The organism is uncultured Psychrosphaera sp., from assembly GCF_947500655.1.
In the GTDB taxonomy this organism is placed as follows: Bacteria; Pseudomonadota; Gammaproteobacteria; order Enterobacterales; family Alteromonadaceae; genus Psychrosphaera.
The window spans coordinates 37723-55722 of sequence record NZ_CANMSK010000006.1 but is presented as its reverse complement, the minus strand read 5'-3'; the positions used below and the strand labels follow the sequence as shown (position 1 = coordinate 55722).

The 18000-nt window shown below is 36.2% G+C and carries 18 protein-coding genes; 14 read left to right on the top strand and 4 right to left on the bottom strand.

The features are described from left to right. Nucleotides 1–10: 10 nt before the first annotated feature. A complete protein-coding gene (locus Q0940_RS07220) occupies nt 11–847 on the top strand; it encodes a Dam family site-specific DNA-(adenine-N6)-methyltransferase (protein ID WP_299266275.1) in 837 nt (278 codons plus the stop codon). Between the two features lie 33 nt (nt 848–880). Here Q0940_RS07220 and Q0940_RS07215 read toward each other — a convergent pair whose 3' ends face one another. Both Q0940_RS07215 and Q0940_RS07210 read right to left on the bottom strand, forming a co-directional pair. Next, entirely contained in the window at nt 881–1072 is a 192-nt protein-coding gene (locus Q0940_RS07215; RefSeq protein ID WP_299266272.1) for a DUF2970 domain-containing protein, read from the bottom strand. Next, a complete protein-coding gene (locus Q0940_RS07210; RefSeq protein ID WP_299266270.1) occupies nt 1072–1353 on the bottom strand; it encodes a hypothetical protein in 282 nt (93 codons plus the stop codon). The genes Q0940_RS07215 and Q0940_RS07210 overlap by 1 nt, the downstream gene beginning before the upstream one ends. Nucleotides 1354–1541: 188 nt before the next feature. Between Q0940_RS07210 and Q0940_RS07205 the strand changes: the two genes are divergently transcribed. Then, nucleotides 1542–2414: a hydrogen peroxide-inducible genes activator gene (locus Q0940_RS07205; RefSeq protein ID WP_299266268.1), complete on the top strand. Its 873-nt coding sequence runs from the start codon at nt 1542–1544 to the stop codon at nt 2412–2414. Between the two features lie 72 nt (nt 2415–2486). Next, entirely contained in the window at nt 2487–2801 is a 315-nt protein-coding gene (locus tag Q0940_RS07200; RefSeq protein WP_299266263.1) for a helix-hairpin-helix domain-containing protein, read from the top strand. 65 nt (nt 2802–2866) lie between these two features. Here Q0940_RS07200 and Q0940_RS07195 read toward each other — a convergent pair whose 3' ends face one another. Then, on the bottom strand, nt 2867–4093 hold the full coding sequence (locus Q0940_RS07195; protein WP_299266261.1) for an HDOD domain-containing protein: 1227 nt from the start codon (nt 4091–4093) through the stop codon (nt 2867–2869). A 351-nt stretch (nt 4094–4444) separates the two neighbouring features. Here Q0940_RS07195 and metA point away from each other — a divergent pair, with 351 nt between their 5' ends. The 6 genes from metA to Q0940_RS07165 all read left to right on the top strand — a co-directional run bounded on the left by metA (nt 4445) and on the right by Q0940_RS07165 (nt 11070). Then, nucleotides 4445–5386 (top strand): homoserine O-succinyltransferase, encoded by a 942-nt coding sequence (metA, locus tag Q0940_RS07190; protein ID WP_299266259.1) that lies wholly within the window; start codon nt 4445–4447, stop codon nt 5384–5386. Nucleotides 5387–5410: 24 nt separating this feature from the next. Then, on the top strand, nt 5411–6478 hold the full coding sequence (locus Q0940_RS07185) for a homocysteine S-methyltransferase family protein (RefSeq protein WP_299266257.1): 1068 nt from the start codon (nt 5411–5413) through the stop codon (nt 6476–6478). Nucleotides 6479–6544: 66 nt separating this feature from the next. Beyond that, complete coding sequence (metH, locus tag Q0940_RS07180; protein WP_299266255.1) at nt 6545–9166, top strand: methionine synthase; 2622 nt, start codon at nt 6545–6547, stop codon at nt 9164–9166. A gap of 123 nt (nt 9167–9289) precedes the next feature. Beyond that, a complete protein-coding gene (locus Q0940_RS07175; RefSeq protein WP_299266252.1) occupies nt 9290–9901 on the top strand; it encodes a DUF938 domain-containing protein in 612 nt (203 codons plus the stop codon). A 61-nt stretch (nt 9902–9962) separates the two neighbouring features. Beyond that, a complete protein-coding gene (locus Q0940_RS07170; RefSeq protein WP_299266249.1) occupies nt 9963–10550 on the top strand; it encodes a phospholipid scramblase-related protein in 588 nt (195 codons plus the stop codon). Between the two features lie 67 nt (nt 10551–10617). Further along, nucleotides 10618–11070 carry a protein YgfX gene (locus Q0940_RS07165; RefSeq protein ID WP_299266247.1) on the top strand — a complete coding sequence of 151 codons (453 nt, stop codon included), beginning with the start codon at nt 10618–10620 and terminating at the stop codon, nt 11068–11070. Between the two features lie 12 nt (nt 11071–11082). Here the strand turns inward: Q0940_RS07165 and nadB are convergent, their stop codons facing one another. Then, nucleotides 11083–12696 (bottom strand): L-aspartate oxidase, encoded by a 1614-nt coding sequence (nadB, locus tag Q0940_RS07160; protein WP_299266244.1) that lies wholly within the window; start codon nt 12694–12696, stop codon nt 11083–11085. A 318-nt stretch (nt 12697–13014) separates the two neighbouring features. Between nadB and rpoE the strand changes: the two genes are divergently transcribed. The 5 genes from rpoE to lepA all read left to right on the top strand — a co-directional run bounded on the left by rpoE (nt 13015) and on the right by lepA (nt 17986). Next, on the top strand, nt 13015–13596 hold the full coding sequence (gene rpoE / locus Q0940_RS07155) for an RNA polymerase sigma factor RpoE (protein WP_299266240.1): 582 nt from the start codon (nt 13015–13017) through the stop codon (nt 13594–13596). Between the two features lie 90 nt (nt 13597–13686). Further along, nucleotides 13687–14331, top strand: coding sequence for an RseA family anti-sigma factor (locus Q0940_RS07150; RefSeq protein ID WP_299266237.1), 645 nt, complete (start codon nt 13687–13689; stop codon nt 14329–14331). Between the two features lie 89 nt (nt 14332–14420). Then, on the top strand, nt 14421–15506 hold the full coding sequence (locus tag Q0940_RS07145) for a MucB/RseB C-terminal domain-containing protein (RefSeq protein WP_299266234.1): 1086 nt from the start codon (nt 14421–14423) through the stop codon (nt 15504–15506). Between the two features lie 2 nt (nt 15507–15508). Then, nucleotides 15509–15985 (top strand): SoxR reducing system RseC family protein, encoded by a 477-nt coding sequence (locus tag Q0940_RS07140; RefSeq protein WP_299266231.1) that lies wholly within the window; start codon nt 15509–15511, stop codon nt 15983–15985. A 210-nt stretch (nt 15986–16195) separates the two neighbouring features. Continuing rightward, on the top strand, nt 16196–17986 hold the full coding sequence (gene lepA, locus Q0940_RS07135; protein ID WP_299266229.1) for a translation elongation factor 4: 1791 nt from the start codon (nt 16196–16198) through the stop codon (nt 17984–17986). Nucleotides 17987–18000: the final 14 nt, after the last annotated feature.

Here is an 18000-nt window from a genome sequence, read left to right as displayed (position 1 = left end):
AGAACGCTAAATGAAAAAGAAAACCAGAGCCTTTTTAAAATGGGCTGGCGGTAAGTATGGGCTTATTGAACAAATACAGGAAAGGTTACCCGAAGGAAATAAACTGGTTGAGCCTTTTGTTGGCGCAGGTTCGGTGTTTTTAAATACAGACTTTGATAAATATTTATTAAATGATGTAAATCCAGATCTAATAGATTTATATAAAATAGTTAAATCACGTCCTAAAACCTTTGTTAAGGACGCTAAAACCTTATTTGTACCATCTAATAACTGCAAAGATGCATTCTATGGCTTGCGTAGTGAATTTAATCAATCAACCGATCCATACTATCGCTCACTATTATTTTTGTATTTGAACCGTCACGGGTTTAATGGCTTATGTCGTTATAACTTATCTGGCGGATTTAACGTACCTTTTGGTTCTTATATCAAACCATATTTTCCAGAAGAAGAAATTTTTAAGTTTTCAGAAAAATCAAAAAAAGCTAAATTTGTATGTGAAGATTATTCCAAGGTATTTGCCAGAGCGCGTAAAGATAACGTTATTTATTGTGATCCTCCATATGCGCCTTTAACGGAAACCGCCAATTTTACCTCTTATGCAACTGGTGGTTTTGATGCGAATGCGCAGGCTAAATTGGCAAAGTTAGCCGAAAGAACCGCATTTAAACGCAATATCCCTGTATTGGTGAGTAATCACGATACAGTGTTAACTAGAAAGTTATACGATGAAGCTGAGCAAAGTTTTGTAAAAGTTGCTCGTAGTATTAGTCAAAATGGGAAGAAAAGAGACAAGGTTTCCGAAATTTTTGCCTTATATAAGAATAAAGCATCAGAGAATAAGTAATAGAATAAATTGTGGAAAGTGAATGTTATATCGTTAAGGTAAAACTGCACTAACGATAACAAGTAACATTAATACGAAGCCAATAACCAAAATAACACCGGCCAAAATATATGGAAATGGTGTTTCAGATTCAAAGTCTTCTTTGTGATTATTAGAGTTTTGAACCCCAAATAATGCAGAAAATGCACTTTTAAAGGCCGTTTTAAATGGTGTTTTTTTTGACATTAGCTGTGTTGACGTAATTCTTGATTGTCAGAGATGGAAGCTGATGCATCGTAGTTATGGATTAATTCTAATAATTGAAAAAAATGAAACTTTGATGACTCACTGCTTATGATCCAATCCCACCAACTTGGTGTATTTAGTTGGTCTGGCGAGCAATCGCCACCAGTGAAAGTACTGGTCGTTTGACATACATATTCTTTAACTACAGGGACCGTAAATAGGGTAACTGAAAACAAAACAGCAGATAAAGCAATAAGCTTTGTATATTTAGAAGTCATCATCGTCCTTGTCCTAGTAATTAAAGTAAATGAGAGTTTAATTAATAAATAGTAATTATGTTAACTTATGCGCTAGGTTGATGATTAAAAGCGATAAGTCGACAATTTGTTAAATACTACACTGAAATGGTTAAAAAAAACACAAGTTAACCATAATTAATACAATTCTATTGGATATGTCAGGGAGCGTAATGAAGTTACCTAAGTTACAACAATTAAAATATTTGGTTGCCTTATTTGATACTGGTCACTTTGGTCATGCGGCTAAAAAGTGCTTTGTTTCTCAATCTACATTAAGTAGTGCAATTCAGGCGTTAGAAGAACAGTTAGATTCCCAGCTAATTGAAAGAGATCATAAGACATTTGTATTTACCCCCTTAGGTGTTGATGTTGTAAATAAAGCTCGCATAATCCTTGAGCAAAGTGCAGATTTAGTGGCGACTTCAAGTGCTCAAGGTAACGAGTTCTCAGGTGAGCTACAAATAGGTATTATTCCTACCATTGCACCTTTTGTAATGTCACCTCTGATCAAAAAGTGTGCTAAGGAACACCCTAATTTAGAATTATTTTTGCGGGAAGACACTACAGAGAATTGCTTGGCATTATTACGTGAAGGTCGCTTAGATCTAGTGCTAATGGCTACGCCTTATGAAACCAATGAGTTTGTTGAACTTAGTTTATGTAAAGACCCGTTTGTTAGAGTGTTTCACCCTAATAAATTAAGTGACAACATTTATTTATTAGAAAAAGAACACTGTCTTTCAGATCATACGATTAAAGGTTGCAGGTTAACGGATGACGCCAATATCCATCCTTTTCAAGCTAGTAGTTTAAATACATTGCTAGCTATGGTGGAAGGACACTTGGGCGAAACTTACCTACCTCAATTAGCTATTAAGTCTGGAATTCTAACCAATAGTTCATTGTCCAGTGAATCGATGCCTGAGACGACAGCAAGTCGGACGTTAAGTTTAGTATGGCGTAAAACCAGCCATAGACGTGTATTCTTTGCCCAAATAGGTGACTCAATTAAACAGGTGTTAGAAGAAATATTAAATAAGTAATAATTAAGTTTGCCAAAATACAGATGTTGTCTTATACCTTTATTGGGTAATTCATAATAAAAGGAAAGAAACATGAATAAAACGACATTTACATTAATTATTTTTACTTTATTAATAACTTGTTCAGTGCCTAGCTTTTCGGCGGAACTCAATAAGCCATTCGTGGAAATTGATGAAAGCATGGAAGTTCAGGCTAAGTTAAATGTTAATGAAGCTGATGTTAGCCAACTAACAAAAATTAAAGGACTTGGTCCCAAAAAAGCGCAAGCGATTGTTAGTTATATTAGTGAAAACGGAAAGTTAACATCGTTAGACGAGCTAGTTAATATAAAAGGAATTGGTACTAAGTTAGTTAAAAAACTTACGCCTTTTCTAACCGCTGAGTGAATGTATTTTGTATCACTAAATTTGTAATGAAAAGGAGCGTTTGCTCCTTTTTTAATATTTAAATATTAATCATTATCACCAATAAACGATATTTGATCATGAGCCCAATTAATTGCCTTCGCGTAGATAGTTGGTACTTGATTTTCAGATAATTGCAGTGAAGATTTTAATACCGATTCTTGTTCCCACTCGCCACGCTCATATGCGATAGCTAATTTTAAAAATGTCGCTAATTTACCTTTTTTATTAATTAATGCCTCTTTTATTTCTGCAGATAAAGGCAATTGCTCCATTATCGTTTTGATATCTTGATCTAATATGGCATCAATTAATGAAAGCATCCCGGTTAAAAACGCCATGCTTGAGTCGCAACCATTATCTAATTTTGCTAAATTTTCACAAAAATGCGCACGCACCATAGCCAGTCGTAATAACTCTTGCGGTTTATTGTCACTTATTGAGGCTATAAATAATAAAGATAAAAACTTTTTAAGTTCATAATTTCCTAACGTGACTATCCCTTGTTTTATGGTTGAGATGTCGGCTCTTAGTTTAAACGCAGCTGAGTTACAGTACCTTAGTAGTTTGTATGAAAGGTTTATATCACTCTCAAACATTGTAGTTATTTTGGCTACATCAACTTGTTCTGATGAGGTTTCCGCTAATAACTCAGAAAGTTTTAATTGACTTGGAGATAAGGTCTTCGTTTTCATTATTTCAGGTTTAGAAAAGAAGTAACCTTGAAAGTATTTAAACCCCATCTCTTTACATCGCTCAAATTCATCCAATGTCTCAACTTTTTCTGCTAAAAAATCTATATGTGTAAAATCCGCAAGTTCTACTATTACTTGCTCAATTTCTGCAAAAGACATAGCTCTGAGATCAATCTTAATAATATTAATAAATGGAAAGAAGTGTCGCCATACTGGTTTATGTTCGTAATCATCTAATGCTAATACATAACCTTGCTGTTTTAATTCTTTAACTGCCTCTAGCAGTTTTTTACTTGGCGTAACGGTTTCCAATATCTCTACTACTAAAGTTTCAGGCGGTAGCATTGAAGGATATTTTTTAAGAATAGTGTCGAGAGTAAAGTTGATAAATGCAGGTTTATTATTAGTTAAGTGGGCTAAACCTAAGTTGAATTGAGAGCCTTCTATCATCCGCGTCGTTGCTTCATCTTCATCAATGTCAGGGAATACGTTGTCTACACTATCTCTAAAGAGTAACTCGTAAGCAAAAAGTTTTTTCTCTGCATCTAAGATAGGTTGTCGGGCAGCATAAAAATACATTAAAAATCCTGAATTATAGTGCATTGATTATTTGAATTTAACTATAAAAATAACAAGCATTAGAGTTAGTTAGTAGCAACTAATATAGTCGTGATTTTTGTTAACAGCTACTTTAAAATTACATTTTGTGAAATATAAATAACTTTAATAGACAGTGAGAACATACAGTTTAAGTTTGTACACTAGCACCTAAACTTTGGATTGAATTTAGGCAGTAGTTTTCAAAAAAAAAATTTATTTATGTTATCTAGAGTGTAATTTATTTTAGACGTCTAAACATCTAGATGTTGACTTTGGCAATAAATTAAGTAGTCTCTAGATTAAGTTATTTTAATCCATAGAGTTTTCCTCATGCCTATTCGTGTTCCGGATAAATTACCTGCAATTGATGCTTTAAAGCAGGAAAATATTTATGTTATGCCTGCACATCGAGCAGACACTCAGGACATTCGCCCTATGCAGGTGGCTGTGCTGAATTTAATGCCAGATAAAATAACCACTGAAGTACAGCTGGTTCGCTTATTATCTAATTCTCCGTTGCAGGTAGATATTGAATTAGTGCGCTTGGATCATCAGGTTAAAACCACTTCAGAAGCTCACCTAAATACTTTTTATCGTTACTTTAATGATATAAAAGATAAAAATTATGATGGCCTCATCATTACTGGTGCACCTTTAGGTTTAAAAGATTATGAAGACATAACTTATTGGCCACAGTTAAAAGAAGTGCTGGATTGGGCTGACCAACATGTCACTTCAACGCTATATTTATGCTGGGCTGCACATGCGGCTATTTATTATCACTATGGTATTAGACATCAAATTCGTGATACAAAACTAAGTGGAATATACCAACATCAAAAATGGGAATCGAAAGCGCCTATTATGCGCGGTTTTGATGATGTGTTTTTTGCCCCTCATTCTCGTTATGGCGAAGTTCCACTAGAGTTATTAAATAAAGAATCTGATTTAATTACTATTTCAGGCTCTGATGAAGTTGGTGCATATTTAATGCAGAATCAGTCCGGAACTCGAGTCTTTATTACCGGTCACCCGGAGTATGACAGAGCCACATTACATGATGAATATGTAAGGGATTTAGAAAGCGGCTTAGCACCTGATATTCCAGTAAATTATTATCCAAATAACGATCCTAAAAAAGAACCGTTAAAGTCATGGCAAGCACATGGTTATTTATTATTTAGCAATTGGTTAAATTATAATGTTTATCAGAAAACACCATATAATTTGAGCCAAGTGAGTGAAAATGTACGTACAGACAATTTTGCCTAAAGAATTAAGCGCAGGAAATAAAACATGATCAGTAAAGGCACGATACGCCCAAACCAAACCGAATTATTAACAAAGCTTCTTAAAGATAAAACGCTGATCCTTGATGGTGCCATGGGTACTATGATCCAGCAATGTGGTTTGGAAGAAGAAGATTACCGCGGTACACGTTTTGCTGATTGGCCTACATCCATTAAAGGCAATAACGATCTGTTAGTACTTACGCAGCCTGATATTATTAAAAATATTCATTTGCAGTATCTTAAAGCTGGTGCAGACATAATAGAAACAAACAGTTTTAACGCCACTAAAACGTCCATGTCTGATTATGAAATGCAGTCGCTTGCTGAAGAGATTAACTTTGAAGCTGCAAAATTAGCGCGCGAAGCATGTGATGAAATATCAACACCAGACAAACCTCGTTTTGTCGCTGGTGTATTAGGCCCAACATCAAAAACCTTATCTATTTCTCCAGATGTAAATGATCCTGGATTTAGAAATATAACTTTTGATGAACTAGTTGAAGATTATGTTAGTGCGACATTAGCTTTGATGCATGGCGGCTCAGACATTATTTTAGTAGAAACTATCTTTGATACGTTAAATGCAAAAGCGGCATTGTTCGCGATAGAAGAAGCATTTGAACAAGCTGGTCAGCGTTTACCAATAATGATCTCGGGCACAATTACAGATGCCTCAGGTAGAACATTGTCTGGTCAAACAACGGAAGCATTTTACAATTCAATCTGTCATGTTAATCCAATATCGGTTGGTTTGAATTGCGCATTAGGGCCAGATCAATTAAGACAATACGTAGATACTTTATCGTCAATTTGTGAGTGTTTTGTATCGGTTCATCCAAATGCCGGTTTGCCAAATGAATTCGGTGAATATGACTTGGAAGCCGATGAAATGGCCGAACATATTGCAGAATGGTCAAGCAGTCAGCTGATCAATATTGTTGGTGGTTGTTGCGGAACAACTCCAGAACATATAACCGCTATGGTTAATGCGGTTGAAGGCAATACGCCAAGAACACCAAAAGAAAAAAGCTCATTAATGCGTCTTTCCGGCCTAGAAGCGTTTAACTTATAACTTCATTTAATTTATAAAATGACAGCCTAATTTATCGAGTAATGAATTAGGCGTGGATACAAAATTATGACAACAAAATTAGTCAGTAGATTTGTAAATGTGGGCGAGAGAACCAACGTAACGGGTTCGGCCATGTTTAAACGATTGATCCTTGAAGGGGATTACGAAACAGCCTTAGATGTAGCACGCCAACAAGTTGAAAATGGTGCGCAAGTTATCGACATTAACATGGATGAAGCCATGTTAGATTCTGTCGCGGCGATGAAAAAGTTTTGTAACTTAATTGCCTCTGAGCCAGATATTTCTCGTGTACCCATTATGCTTGACTCATCAAAATGGGAAGTGATTGAAGCTGGACTTAAATGTGTTCAAGGTAAAGCAATTGTAAACTCTATTTCCATGAAAGAGGGCGAAGAGCCGTTTTTAGAATACGCTAAAAAAATAAAGCGTTATGGTGCAGCTGTTGTGGTTATGGCGTTTGACCAAGACGGTCAAGCAGAAACCCGTGAAGAAAAATTCAGAATTTGTAAGCGCGCTTATGAATTGTTAGTTGAAGAAGTTGATTTTCCTCCTCAGGACATTATCTTCGACCCTAATATTTTTGCCGTAGCAACAGGAATAGAAGAACACAATAACTATGCCGTGGCCTTTATTGATGCCATTAAAGATATTAAAAAGTACTTACCGCACGCTAAAATTTCTGGTGGCCTGTCTAACGTTTCATTTTCATTTCGTGGTAATAACCCGGTGCGTGAAGCTATGCATTCGGTCTTTTTGTATTACGCGATACAAGCAGGCATGGACATGGCGATTGTTAATGCCGGACAGTTAGGCGTTTACGACGATATTCCTCTTGAATTACGTGATGCTGTTGAGGATGTAATTTTAAATCGTCGCGATGATGCAACTGAAAGATTATTAGATTTAGCGCCTAAATATCGCGGTGATGGTATTGCGGTTGAAGCTGAAACTCAAGAGTGGCGAGGTTGGGAAGTCACCAAGCGTTTGGAATATGCTTTAATTAAAGGTATTACTCAGTTTATTGAAGAAGACACTGAACAAGCTCGATTACACTTTGACCGACCATTACAGGTTATCGAAGGGCCACTTATGGATGGCATGAACGTGGTGGGAGACTTGTTTGGTGAAGGTAAAATGTTCCTTCCTCAAGTTGTTAAATCAGCGCGAGTTATGAAACAAGCCGTTGCTTATTTGAACCCATATATTGAAGAAGAAAAAGAAGAGGGCAGCACCAACGGAAAAATTTTAATGGCCACCGTTAAAGGTGATGTTCATGACATAGGTAAAAATATTGTTGGTGTGGTTTTACAATGTAATAACTATGAAGTTATCGACTTAGGCGTCATGGTACCGTGTCAGAAAATTATCGACACAGCGATAGCTGAAAAAGTCGATATTATCGGTTTATCTGGCTTAATTACGCCGTCATTAGATGAGATGGTATACGTAGCAAAAGAACTAACTCGTCAAGGTTTAGACTTACCGTTATTAATTGGTGGAGCAACTACATCTAAAGCGCATACCGCGGTTAAAATTGATGAGCATTACCAACATCCTGTAGTGTATGTTCCTAATGCCAGTCGTTCGGTTTCTGTTGTTTCAAACTTGTTAAGTAAAGAACTACGAGCTCCATTTTTACAGCAGTTAGAGAAAGATTACGAACGTGTAGTAGTACAACATCATCGTAAACGGGATAACACTCAATATATTAGTTTTGAACAGGCACGAGCAAACAAATTTAAAGTAGATTGGGATAATTACCAGCCACCTAAACCTAAAAAATTAGGTATTCATGAATGGCATGATATTTCGATGAAAACACTTAGAGAATATATTGACTGGACGCCGTATTTTTTAACTTGGCAGTTAAGCGGTAAATACCCAGCAATTTTGAAACATGAAGTGGTTGGTGAGCAGGCACAAAAAGTATTTGATGATGCTAACGAAATGTTAGATCGTTTTGAAAAAACCGGTGAGCTAAAGGCTAAAGCGGTATTTGGTTTATTCCCAGCCAACAGCATAGATGAATCAATAGAAGTGTATGGCAATAATAACGACACGACGTTAGTTTTACATCAATTGCGTCAACAATTAAAAACTAGAAATTCATCTCCTAACTATTGCTTAACTGACTTTGTCGCTCCTAAAGAAACTGGACTTGATGATTACATTGGTGCGTTTGCAGTAACCGCAGGTTTTGGTGCAGATGAGCTAGCAGAGCAATTTTTAGCACAGCATGATGATTACAATAACATTATGGTTAAAGCGATTGCAGATAGACTCGCTGAAGCGTTAGCTGAATACTTGCATCAACAAGTGCGTAAAGAATATTGGGGATATGCGGCAGATGAAACCTTACCTAACGATGATTTAATTCGTGAAAAATACCAAGGTATTCGCCCTGCACCTGGTTATCCTGCGTGCCCAGAGCACACGGAAAAAGCCAAGTTATGGCAGCTATTAGATGTAGAAAATCGCATTGGTATGAACTTAACAGAAAGTTATGCCATGTGGCCGGGCGCCTCAGTTTCTGGTTGGTATTTCTCTCATCCTGATTCTAAATACTTTGCAGTAAGTAAAATAGATAAAGTCCAAGCACAAAGATATGCAGACTTAAAAGGCTGGGATGAAAGAACAATGGAGTTATGGCTAGGTCCAAATCTCTAATCCAATATATAACTCCAATTAAACAGCTATTTAGCTAATATTATTTAAGGCCAGTTAATTCTTCAACTGGCCTTTTTACTGAAATAAATTTAGGATACAGAACACTAAATTATGGATGCTAATATGACAGACCCTTTTGCTCACCTTGCTAGAAACTCTGCGGCAGATAATAATAAACAACCTATATTGGATGCCTTACAAAAATTAAACCTGCTAAAAGGTAATATCATTGAAATAGGCTCTGGTCCTGGGCAACATGGTATTCATTTTTGTCAGAATGTATCAGAGTTAACTTGGCAGCCAACCGAAATAATAAGTAAATTACCACTTACTTTACAATGGTATGAAGTTAGTCAAAAACAAGGTTTAACAAACTACCTAAAACCTTTTTCATTCCATATAGGGCAAGACCCAATAGACGTATCTGATTTTGACCTTATCTATTCAGCTAATGTTTTGCATATTATTAGTGAGGAATTAGCTCAGCATTTAATTAAGCAATTAGTGGAAACAATGAGGCAAGGACAAAAATTAGTTTTGTATGGACCTTTCAAAAAAGATAGAGAGTACACTTCTGAGTCCAACCGAGACTTTGACCAATGGCTTTTTAGTGAAGGTTATGGTGGAATGCAAGATCTTACAGATGTAGAAAACTGGAGCAACGGAGAGTTGAGTTTAATGCAGGTTAAAAATATGCCAGCTAATAACTTTATTGTTGTTTATCAAAAGGTTTAGTTATACTTTCCTCACTTGTTAAGTAAGAAAAAATTATCAATAGATTCAATTAGGATGAAACATGACAGACGTAACCAAGAAAAACTTATACCTAGTTAAAGAACATGTTGGGATATTTAAAGCCGCTAATAACTATGATATTCACGATCCTGAATCCGGCGAGATTTTAATGGAATGTCGAGAGCCTAACCTAGGTTGGCTTACCAAAATATTAAGATTTACTGACTACAAGCGTATGACGCCGTTTGATGTACAAATAAAAACATCAAATGATGACCGTATAGTCCGAATTCAACGCGGCATATCTATATTCTTATCTAAAGTTGAAGTGAGAGATCATAACAATGAATTGCTTGGTAGTTTTGCTCAGAAGCTATTTTCAATTGGTGGTAAGTTTGATGTGTTAAATATAAATGAAGAAGTTGTATGCACATTAGAAGGGAATTGGATTGGTTGGGATTTTTATTTTAAAGATGGCGAAACAACGTTAGCTCACGTTACTAAGAAGTGGGGCGGTTTAGGTGCTGAGATGTTTACCAGTGCTGATAATTACGTGTTAGAAATAAACCCAGAAATACCAGAAGATGACTCTGTTCGTAAGCTTATTCTTGCCGCAGTTATGTGTATTGATATGGTATTAAAAGAATAAGGTACATATAAGTATTGAGTTCTTATTGCAACGAACATAGCTAAAAATTCTGTACTACTATTAGGTAATGGATGACTTAACAGCAAGCTACAGAGTAAGCGTACGTCCGTACTCTAAAATAAAATATATCCAACATACATTGTTAGTTTGTTGGTATTGTTTAGTTGTTTATTTTTGGCCTTATTTTATTCCAACCAGTATAAAGTTCATCTTGGTAATATCGTTTTTACTGCTTTGCTTTTTTACTTTTTATCCGGCAAAAGTAGCTGAAAAAAAAGCACAAAGTAAAGATGGAGGTGAAGTCTTTCAACTATCAGAGTTTGGTCAGGTTTATTGGGCGAAAAGCTCAAGGACAGGTCAATTATTAGCAACAAGTTACTTTTGGCCTTTTTGTTTTTACTTACGAATAACCAATCCAATAAGCCAAAAATGTTATTGGAAAGTGATCTTTGTTGATCAAGTCAGCGATGATTCAGCAAGACGGTTACGACGAATAATTAACAGAATTAAATCGACGTAACCTTGTTTGCTTTTAGCTTTTAAGGGGGGTAGGAGTTAACACAGTTGGAGTTGAACTTGGTAAGGTGTCTGGGTAATCCAAATTGTAGTGCAGTCCACGACTTTCTTTACGTTCTAAAGCACTTCTGACAATTAATTCAGCAACCAATACTAAATTTCTAAGTTCCAATAAATTATTACTGACTTTGAAAGTTTCGTAAAATTCATTAACTTCACTTTTAATTAAATCAATACGCTTTAAGGCTTTGTGTAAACGACGATCTGAACGAACGATGCCAACGTAATCCCACATGATCAATCTAAGCTCGTGCCAAGTGTGGCTTATGATCACATCCTCTTCTAGAGTTGTTACTTCACTGTCATCCCAAAGTGGGATCGTAGGCGGTTGTGGGCTAGAAGCTAAAGTCGATAAGATAGATTGTGCCGCACCATGAGCAAATACAATACATTCTAATAAACTGTTACTGGCCATTCTGTTTGCGCCGTGTAACCCAGTGTACGCAACTTCACCAATAGCAAATAGGTTATCTTTGTCAGTTTTTCCGGTTAAGTCTGTAATAACACCACCGCAGGTATAATGGGCGGCAGGAACAATTGGAATTTGCTCTTTAGTGATATCTAAACCGACCTTTAAACAACGGGCATATATAGTTGGAAAGTGCTCAATAACAAATTGTGGCTCTTTGTGGGTGATATCTAAATACATACAATCAGCGCCTAAACGCTTCATTTCAAAATCGATAGCCCGTGCAACAATGTCTCTCGGTGCTAACTCTTCACGTGCGTCAAAGTCTTGCATAAAACGAGTGCCATCAGGACGTCTTAAATAAGCACCTTCGCCACGCATCGCTTCACTAATTAAAAAGTTTTGAGCTTTTTCATGGAATAAACTTGTAGGATGGAATTGATTAAATTCCATATTGGCCACTTTACAGCCCGCACGCCAAGCCATAGCAATTCCATCACCACTTGCGATATCTGGGTTAGAGGTATATTGATAAACTTTGCTCGCGCCACCAGTTGCTAGTGCGACAAACTTGGCAGAAATACTCTCAACACGTTCAAGGTTTCTATTCCAAATATAAGCGCCATGAATTTTATTATCATCTAAGTTCAGCTTAGATCCTGTGACTAGATCGAGTGCGTTATAGCGTTCAAATAGTTTAATGTTTGGATGAGATTTTACTTTGTCTAATAAGGTAGTTTGTACGGCTTTACCTGTCGCATCAGCTGCATGAAGTATACGTCTGTGACTGTGGCCACCTTCGCGAGTAAGGTGATAACGTTTTGAACCATCACTATCTTGAATTTGGTCAAATGGTACGCCTTGGTCGATTAACCATTTCATTGAGGTTTTTGCATGACTAGCAGTGTAATAAACCGCATTTTCATCACATAAATTTGCACCAGAGATTAAGGTGTCTTGTACATGAGATTCAATGCTGTCGTTCTCATCAAATACCGCAGCAATGCCACCTTGTGCGTATAAGGTAGAGCCTTCCTTTAATGCCGACTTACTTAAAATAATAACGTTTACGTTATCAGCAATGCTCAGAGCTAAGGTGAGACCCGCCGCGCCACTACCAATAATTAAACAATCTGTTGTATGTTGAGTATTATCTTGCATTAAAAAACCTATTAGATTTTGAATCTGATCACTTTACTAAGTAATTCATCCATATTCGAACTTATTTTTTATAAAAGTAATTGATTTCACTTATCTTTTTATAAAAAACAAAATAAATAAGAACTTTTTTACAATTGCCTAGTCATAGTGTCAACAGAAAGGATAATAGTACAACAACTTCTAATTAATTCGTTATAGATTTCAAGAATTAATTATTATTTGATATGTGACAAATACCGATTAGAATACCTGTACGAAATGGTGTAAATAAGATGTTTAGTATCTTATACCAATATTAAATCTGGGAGTAGTAGCTCGATGAGCGAGCAGAAAAAAGATTTAGGCTTAGTAAGAAAAGCACAAGCAGGTGATAAAGCGGCATTTGATTTGTTAGTCCGCAAATATCAAAACAAAATAATTAGCTTAGTTTCTCGTTATTTAGGTAATAACGGAGATGTACAAGACGTAGCTCAAGATGCATTTATTAAAGCATATATAGCATTGCCTGGATTTAGAGGTGAAGCTGCATTTTATACTTGGCTATACAGAATAGCGGTAAACAGCGCCAAAAATTATTTAATGGCAAGAGGTCGTAAACCTTACACTGTAGATGTTGATGCTGAAGAAACTGAATATTATGAAACTAGTGAAGCATTGCGTGAAAACGCTTCACCAGAGCATTTAGCGTTAACCGAAGAAATTAAACATGTCATTTTTGATACGATTGAAAGCTTACCTGAGGAACTTAAGGTGGCAATTCAACTCAGAGAAATAGATGGCATGAGTTACGAAGAAATATCCAATGCAATGGGATGTCCAATCGGAACGGTTCGTTCTAGAATTTTTAGAGCGCGGGATGCAATTGATTTAAAGTTGCAACCTTTAATAGAAAATCAGTAAAGTAATTAATAGCTATGGTTAGTTTAACGTTAAGTTAGCCGTAATAGTTTTTGTTTAATACGTAGTAATACTCTGGGAGTCAGTCATTTTATGACGAACAAACATTTAGAATCTATTTCAGCCCTATTGGATGATGAAGTTAATCAATCTGAGTTAGAAAATGCTTTGCAACAAACATCAGAAAAAGCTGATGATGTTGATGTATTTACTCGTTACAGCCTAATTGGCGATGTAATGAGAAATGAGCAAGTGTTAGAAACTAACGATAGTTTTGCTGCGAGTATACAAGCCGCTATTGCAAACGTTGAGCAAGAAGTTGTTGAAGAAAACACAGAGACTGAAAAGTCTAGTGTTGTTGATATTAGTACTCATGCTAATTGGCGCTCACGTATGACTCAGAAAGTTAAAGACTTTGGACAAAGTTCATCTGGCCGCAGTAGTGCACAATTTGCTATTGCCGCTTCAGTGGCACTTGTTGCTATAATTGGTGTAAATAATATGTCGCAATCAAATAGCGAGTATAGTGCGCCAGTTGCACAAACTACTCCTTTAGTTAGCGGTGTTGCGCCTGTGAGTTTAGGCTCAACTGGGGTTCAAAACAAACCATCAGCGAGTCAAATGACACAATCGCGTATTAATGCATTAATTGCCGATCATCAACAGCAATTAAAAGTAATCGATGATAAGAAAGCAGTAGAAGAAATAAACGAAGATAAAAAAGTTATCGAACCTTAATTAAATTCGTTATCATACCTTTCAGTTATTTCTAAAAACGCTCGTTATACAACGGGCGTTCGTTTTTATTAAAGGTAAATTATTCTGTTATGTACCGTTATTTTTTAGATTTAAATCAGCTTACATCCATTAACTTGAATAAACTTTTAATGTTAGTGGTTTTTACTAGCGCAATCAGTTTCAGTGGTAATGTTTCAGCAAAATCAGCTCTTACACTAAACACTGAAAATCCGGAGTTAGCCGCCAATGTTCAAGTTATGGCATCGGGCGAAAAAGTTAATGCTAAATTTTGGTTAGAAAAATTAAAATCTGCATTAACCCAATCTAATTTCCAAGCTGGTATTGTTACCATGAAAGCTGATAAGACTAAATCTTATAATTGGCTTCACGGTGTTATCGTCGACGAGGCTGATAGTGGAAAAGTGTTAGAGGTTGAAGCTATTTCTCCTTTAATTGGTACTGGTGTTAGTAATCTAAGACATAATCAAACTGTTACTTTTATTGAGCCAAACAAAGAGGCTTATAGTATTGAAAGTGACAGTATCCGTAAGTTTATCCCTCCTATTTTTTATCAAGATATAGAACAGTTATCTGATAGTTATCAGTTTGTAATGGTAAGTAAAAACCAAATTGGTGGTCGCTCAGCGCAATTGATACGCATAGAGTCAATTGATGATACGGCCTATAATTATTGGGTTTGGGTTGATGTAGAAAGTGCATTACCTTTAAGAATGGCCTTTGTAAATAAAAAAGGTGAAGTCATTGAGCAAATTTTAATGACGCATTTATCTGTATTTTTAGAGCCGACTGAAGAGATAATTAAGCTTAGTGAACATAAATTACCTAAACCTCCAAGTTCATTAATTGCCACACATCAAGAAACCAATAATTGGAATATGAGCTGGATACCTAGCAGCTTCTCACTAATAAAAAGTGATAGACATCATTTATCGATAACTCGTGAAGTGTCAGATTACTATTTATATAGTGACGGACTTGTAGAGTTTTCTGTTTATGTTCAAAGACAGTTAGATAGCTTTAACAGCCCGCTAGTGTTGCAAGAAGGTGCCATGTCATTTGTGATGGTTCGTTCGGATGGTTTTGATGTGACTGTAGTGGGAACTATTCCTGCGGAAACCGCATATAAAGTCGCATCTTCAGTGAAAAGTCTCTAGTTATGATCAAAGAAATTGGACGTGTGGTAGATATTCAAGATGGTTGGTTGTTTGTTGAAACCGCCATTAAGTCGACGTGTAATGCTTGTGCTGCAAAAAGTAATTGCGGAACAAGTACGATAGCGAAAGCATTTTCTAGCAAAAGCGTTATTAATAAAGTAAAAAATACCTTAAATGCAAAAATTGATGAGTCGGTGGAAATTGGCATTCCAGAATCAAGTTTGTTACAAGGCTCGTTTTATTTGTACTTAATGCCATTACTTATCGCTATATTTTCAGCGATTGCCACACAGCTTTTGGGCCCTCAGTTTTTAGAAATAACAGAAGGTCACGTTATTTTAGCCACATTTTTAGGTGGCTTTTTAGGTTTTTTATTAGCCAAAAAGTTATTAAATAATTCAGATGTAGATAAGTACCAAGCAGTGCTTATTCGTATTTATGACGGTAAAATGGTCAAGGCTGTCATTGAATTAGACTGATCAACTTCCTTTATCCCACGATCTTGTCACTATTTATCGATAAACTTAACTGATCCAGCATAAAGAGTTGGAGTGAGCGGTTAAATCAGTGTAAAATTTCGCCCTTTGGTTATATAGCTAATTTGAGCTGTATCGAAAATAATTTATGCTGTTTGTTTTCTTCTTCAAACGCACCTTGTATAGCAACGTCACAGGTATATCACACTATTTATGAAGAACATTCGTAACTTTTCTATTATTGCCCACATCGATCACGGTAAATCCACACTTTCAGACCGACTTATTCAATTCTGTGAAGGTTTAGCTGATCGCGAAATGAAGGCACAAGTCTTAGATTCAATGGATATTGAACGCGAACGTGGTATTACCATTAAAGCGCAAAGTGTTACTTTGAACTACAAAGCCAAAGATGGTGAAATTTACCAACTAAACTTTATCGACACTCCAGGACACGTTGATTTTACTTATGAAGTATCACGTTCCCTTGCAGCTTGTGAAGGTGCATTATTAGTTGTTGATGCCGGTCAAGGTGTTGAAGCGCAAACAGTTGCAAACTGTTATACCGCGATAGAAATGAACTTAGAAGTCCGTGCTATTTTAAATAAAATAGATTTACCACAGGCTGATCCTGACCGTGTATCTGAAGAAATTGAAGATATCATAGGTATTGATGCAGTTGGTGCTGTGCAATGTTCAGCTAAAACTGGTTTAGGTATTGAAGATGTATTAGAAGACATCGTACTTAATATTCCGCCACCAGAAGGCGATCCAGAAAAACCATTACAAGCGTTAATCATAGATTCTTGGTTTGACCCATACCAAGGCGTTGTCTCTTTGGTTCGTGTAAAACATGGTTCTATTCGTAAAGGCGACAAATTAAAAATTATGTCTACTGGTGAATCTCATCAAGTAGATAAAGTAGGTATATTTACTCCAAAACAAACCGATACAGGTATTTTAGGTACTGGTGAAGTTGGTTTTATTATTGCTGGTATTAAAGAGATTTTAGGTGCACCAGTGGGCGATACTATTACTTTAGCCACTAATGCTGCTGTTGATCCATTACCTGGTTTTCAAAAAATTAAGCCTCAGGTTTATGCTGGTCTATTCCCTGTTAGTTCTGACGATTATGAATCTTTTCGTGATGCTTTAGGCAAATTAAGTCTTAACGATGCGTCATTGTTTTATGAGCCAGAAAGTTCAGGTGCGCTAGGGTTAGGTTTCCGTTGTGGTTTCCTTGGTATGTTGCACATGGAAATTGTACAAGAGCGTTTAGAGCGTGAATACGATCTTGACCTAATTACTACAGCACCAACGGTTAACTACGAAATATTAACCAAAGACGGCACTATACACAGTATTGATAGCCCGTCAGAAATGCCAGTGGTAAATGATATTGCTGAAGTTCGTGAGCCAATTTGTAAAGCTGACATATTAGTACCGCAAGAATACCTAGGTAATGTTATTACCTTGTGTATCGAAAAACGCGGTGTACAAACGGCCATGAGTTACCATGGTAAACAGGTTTCAGTAAGTTATGACTTACCAATGGCTGAAGTGGTAATGGACTTTTTTGACCGCTTAAAATCAACAAGTCGTGGCTTTGCGTCATTAGATTATAACTTTACCCGTTTCCAAGAAGCGGATATGGTAAGAGTTGATATCTTGTTAAATGGTGAACGAGTTGATGCCTTGGCAATGATTTGTCACAGAGACTTTTCACAATCAAGAGGGCGTCTATTAGCTGATAAGCTAAAAGAATTAATACCTCGTCAAATGTTTGATATCGCAATTCAAGCGGTTATTGGTGTTCATGTTATCGCCAGAACAACCGTTAAACAATTAAGAAAGAACGTAATCGCAAAATGTTACGGTGGTGATATTAGCCGTAAGAAAAAACTTTTACAGAAACAGAAAGATGGTAAAAAACGTATGAAACAAGTCGGTAATGTTGAATTACCACAAGATGCGTTTTTAGCCATATTGAAGATCGGAAAATAAAAAAGGTTAGGATA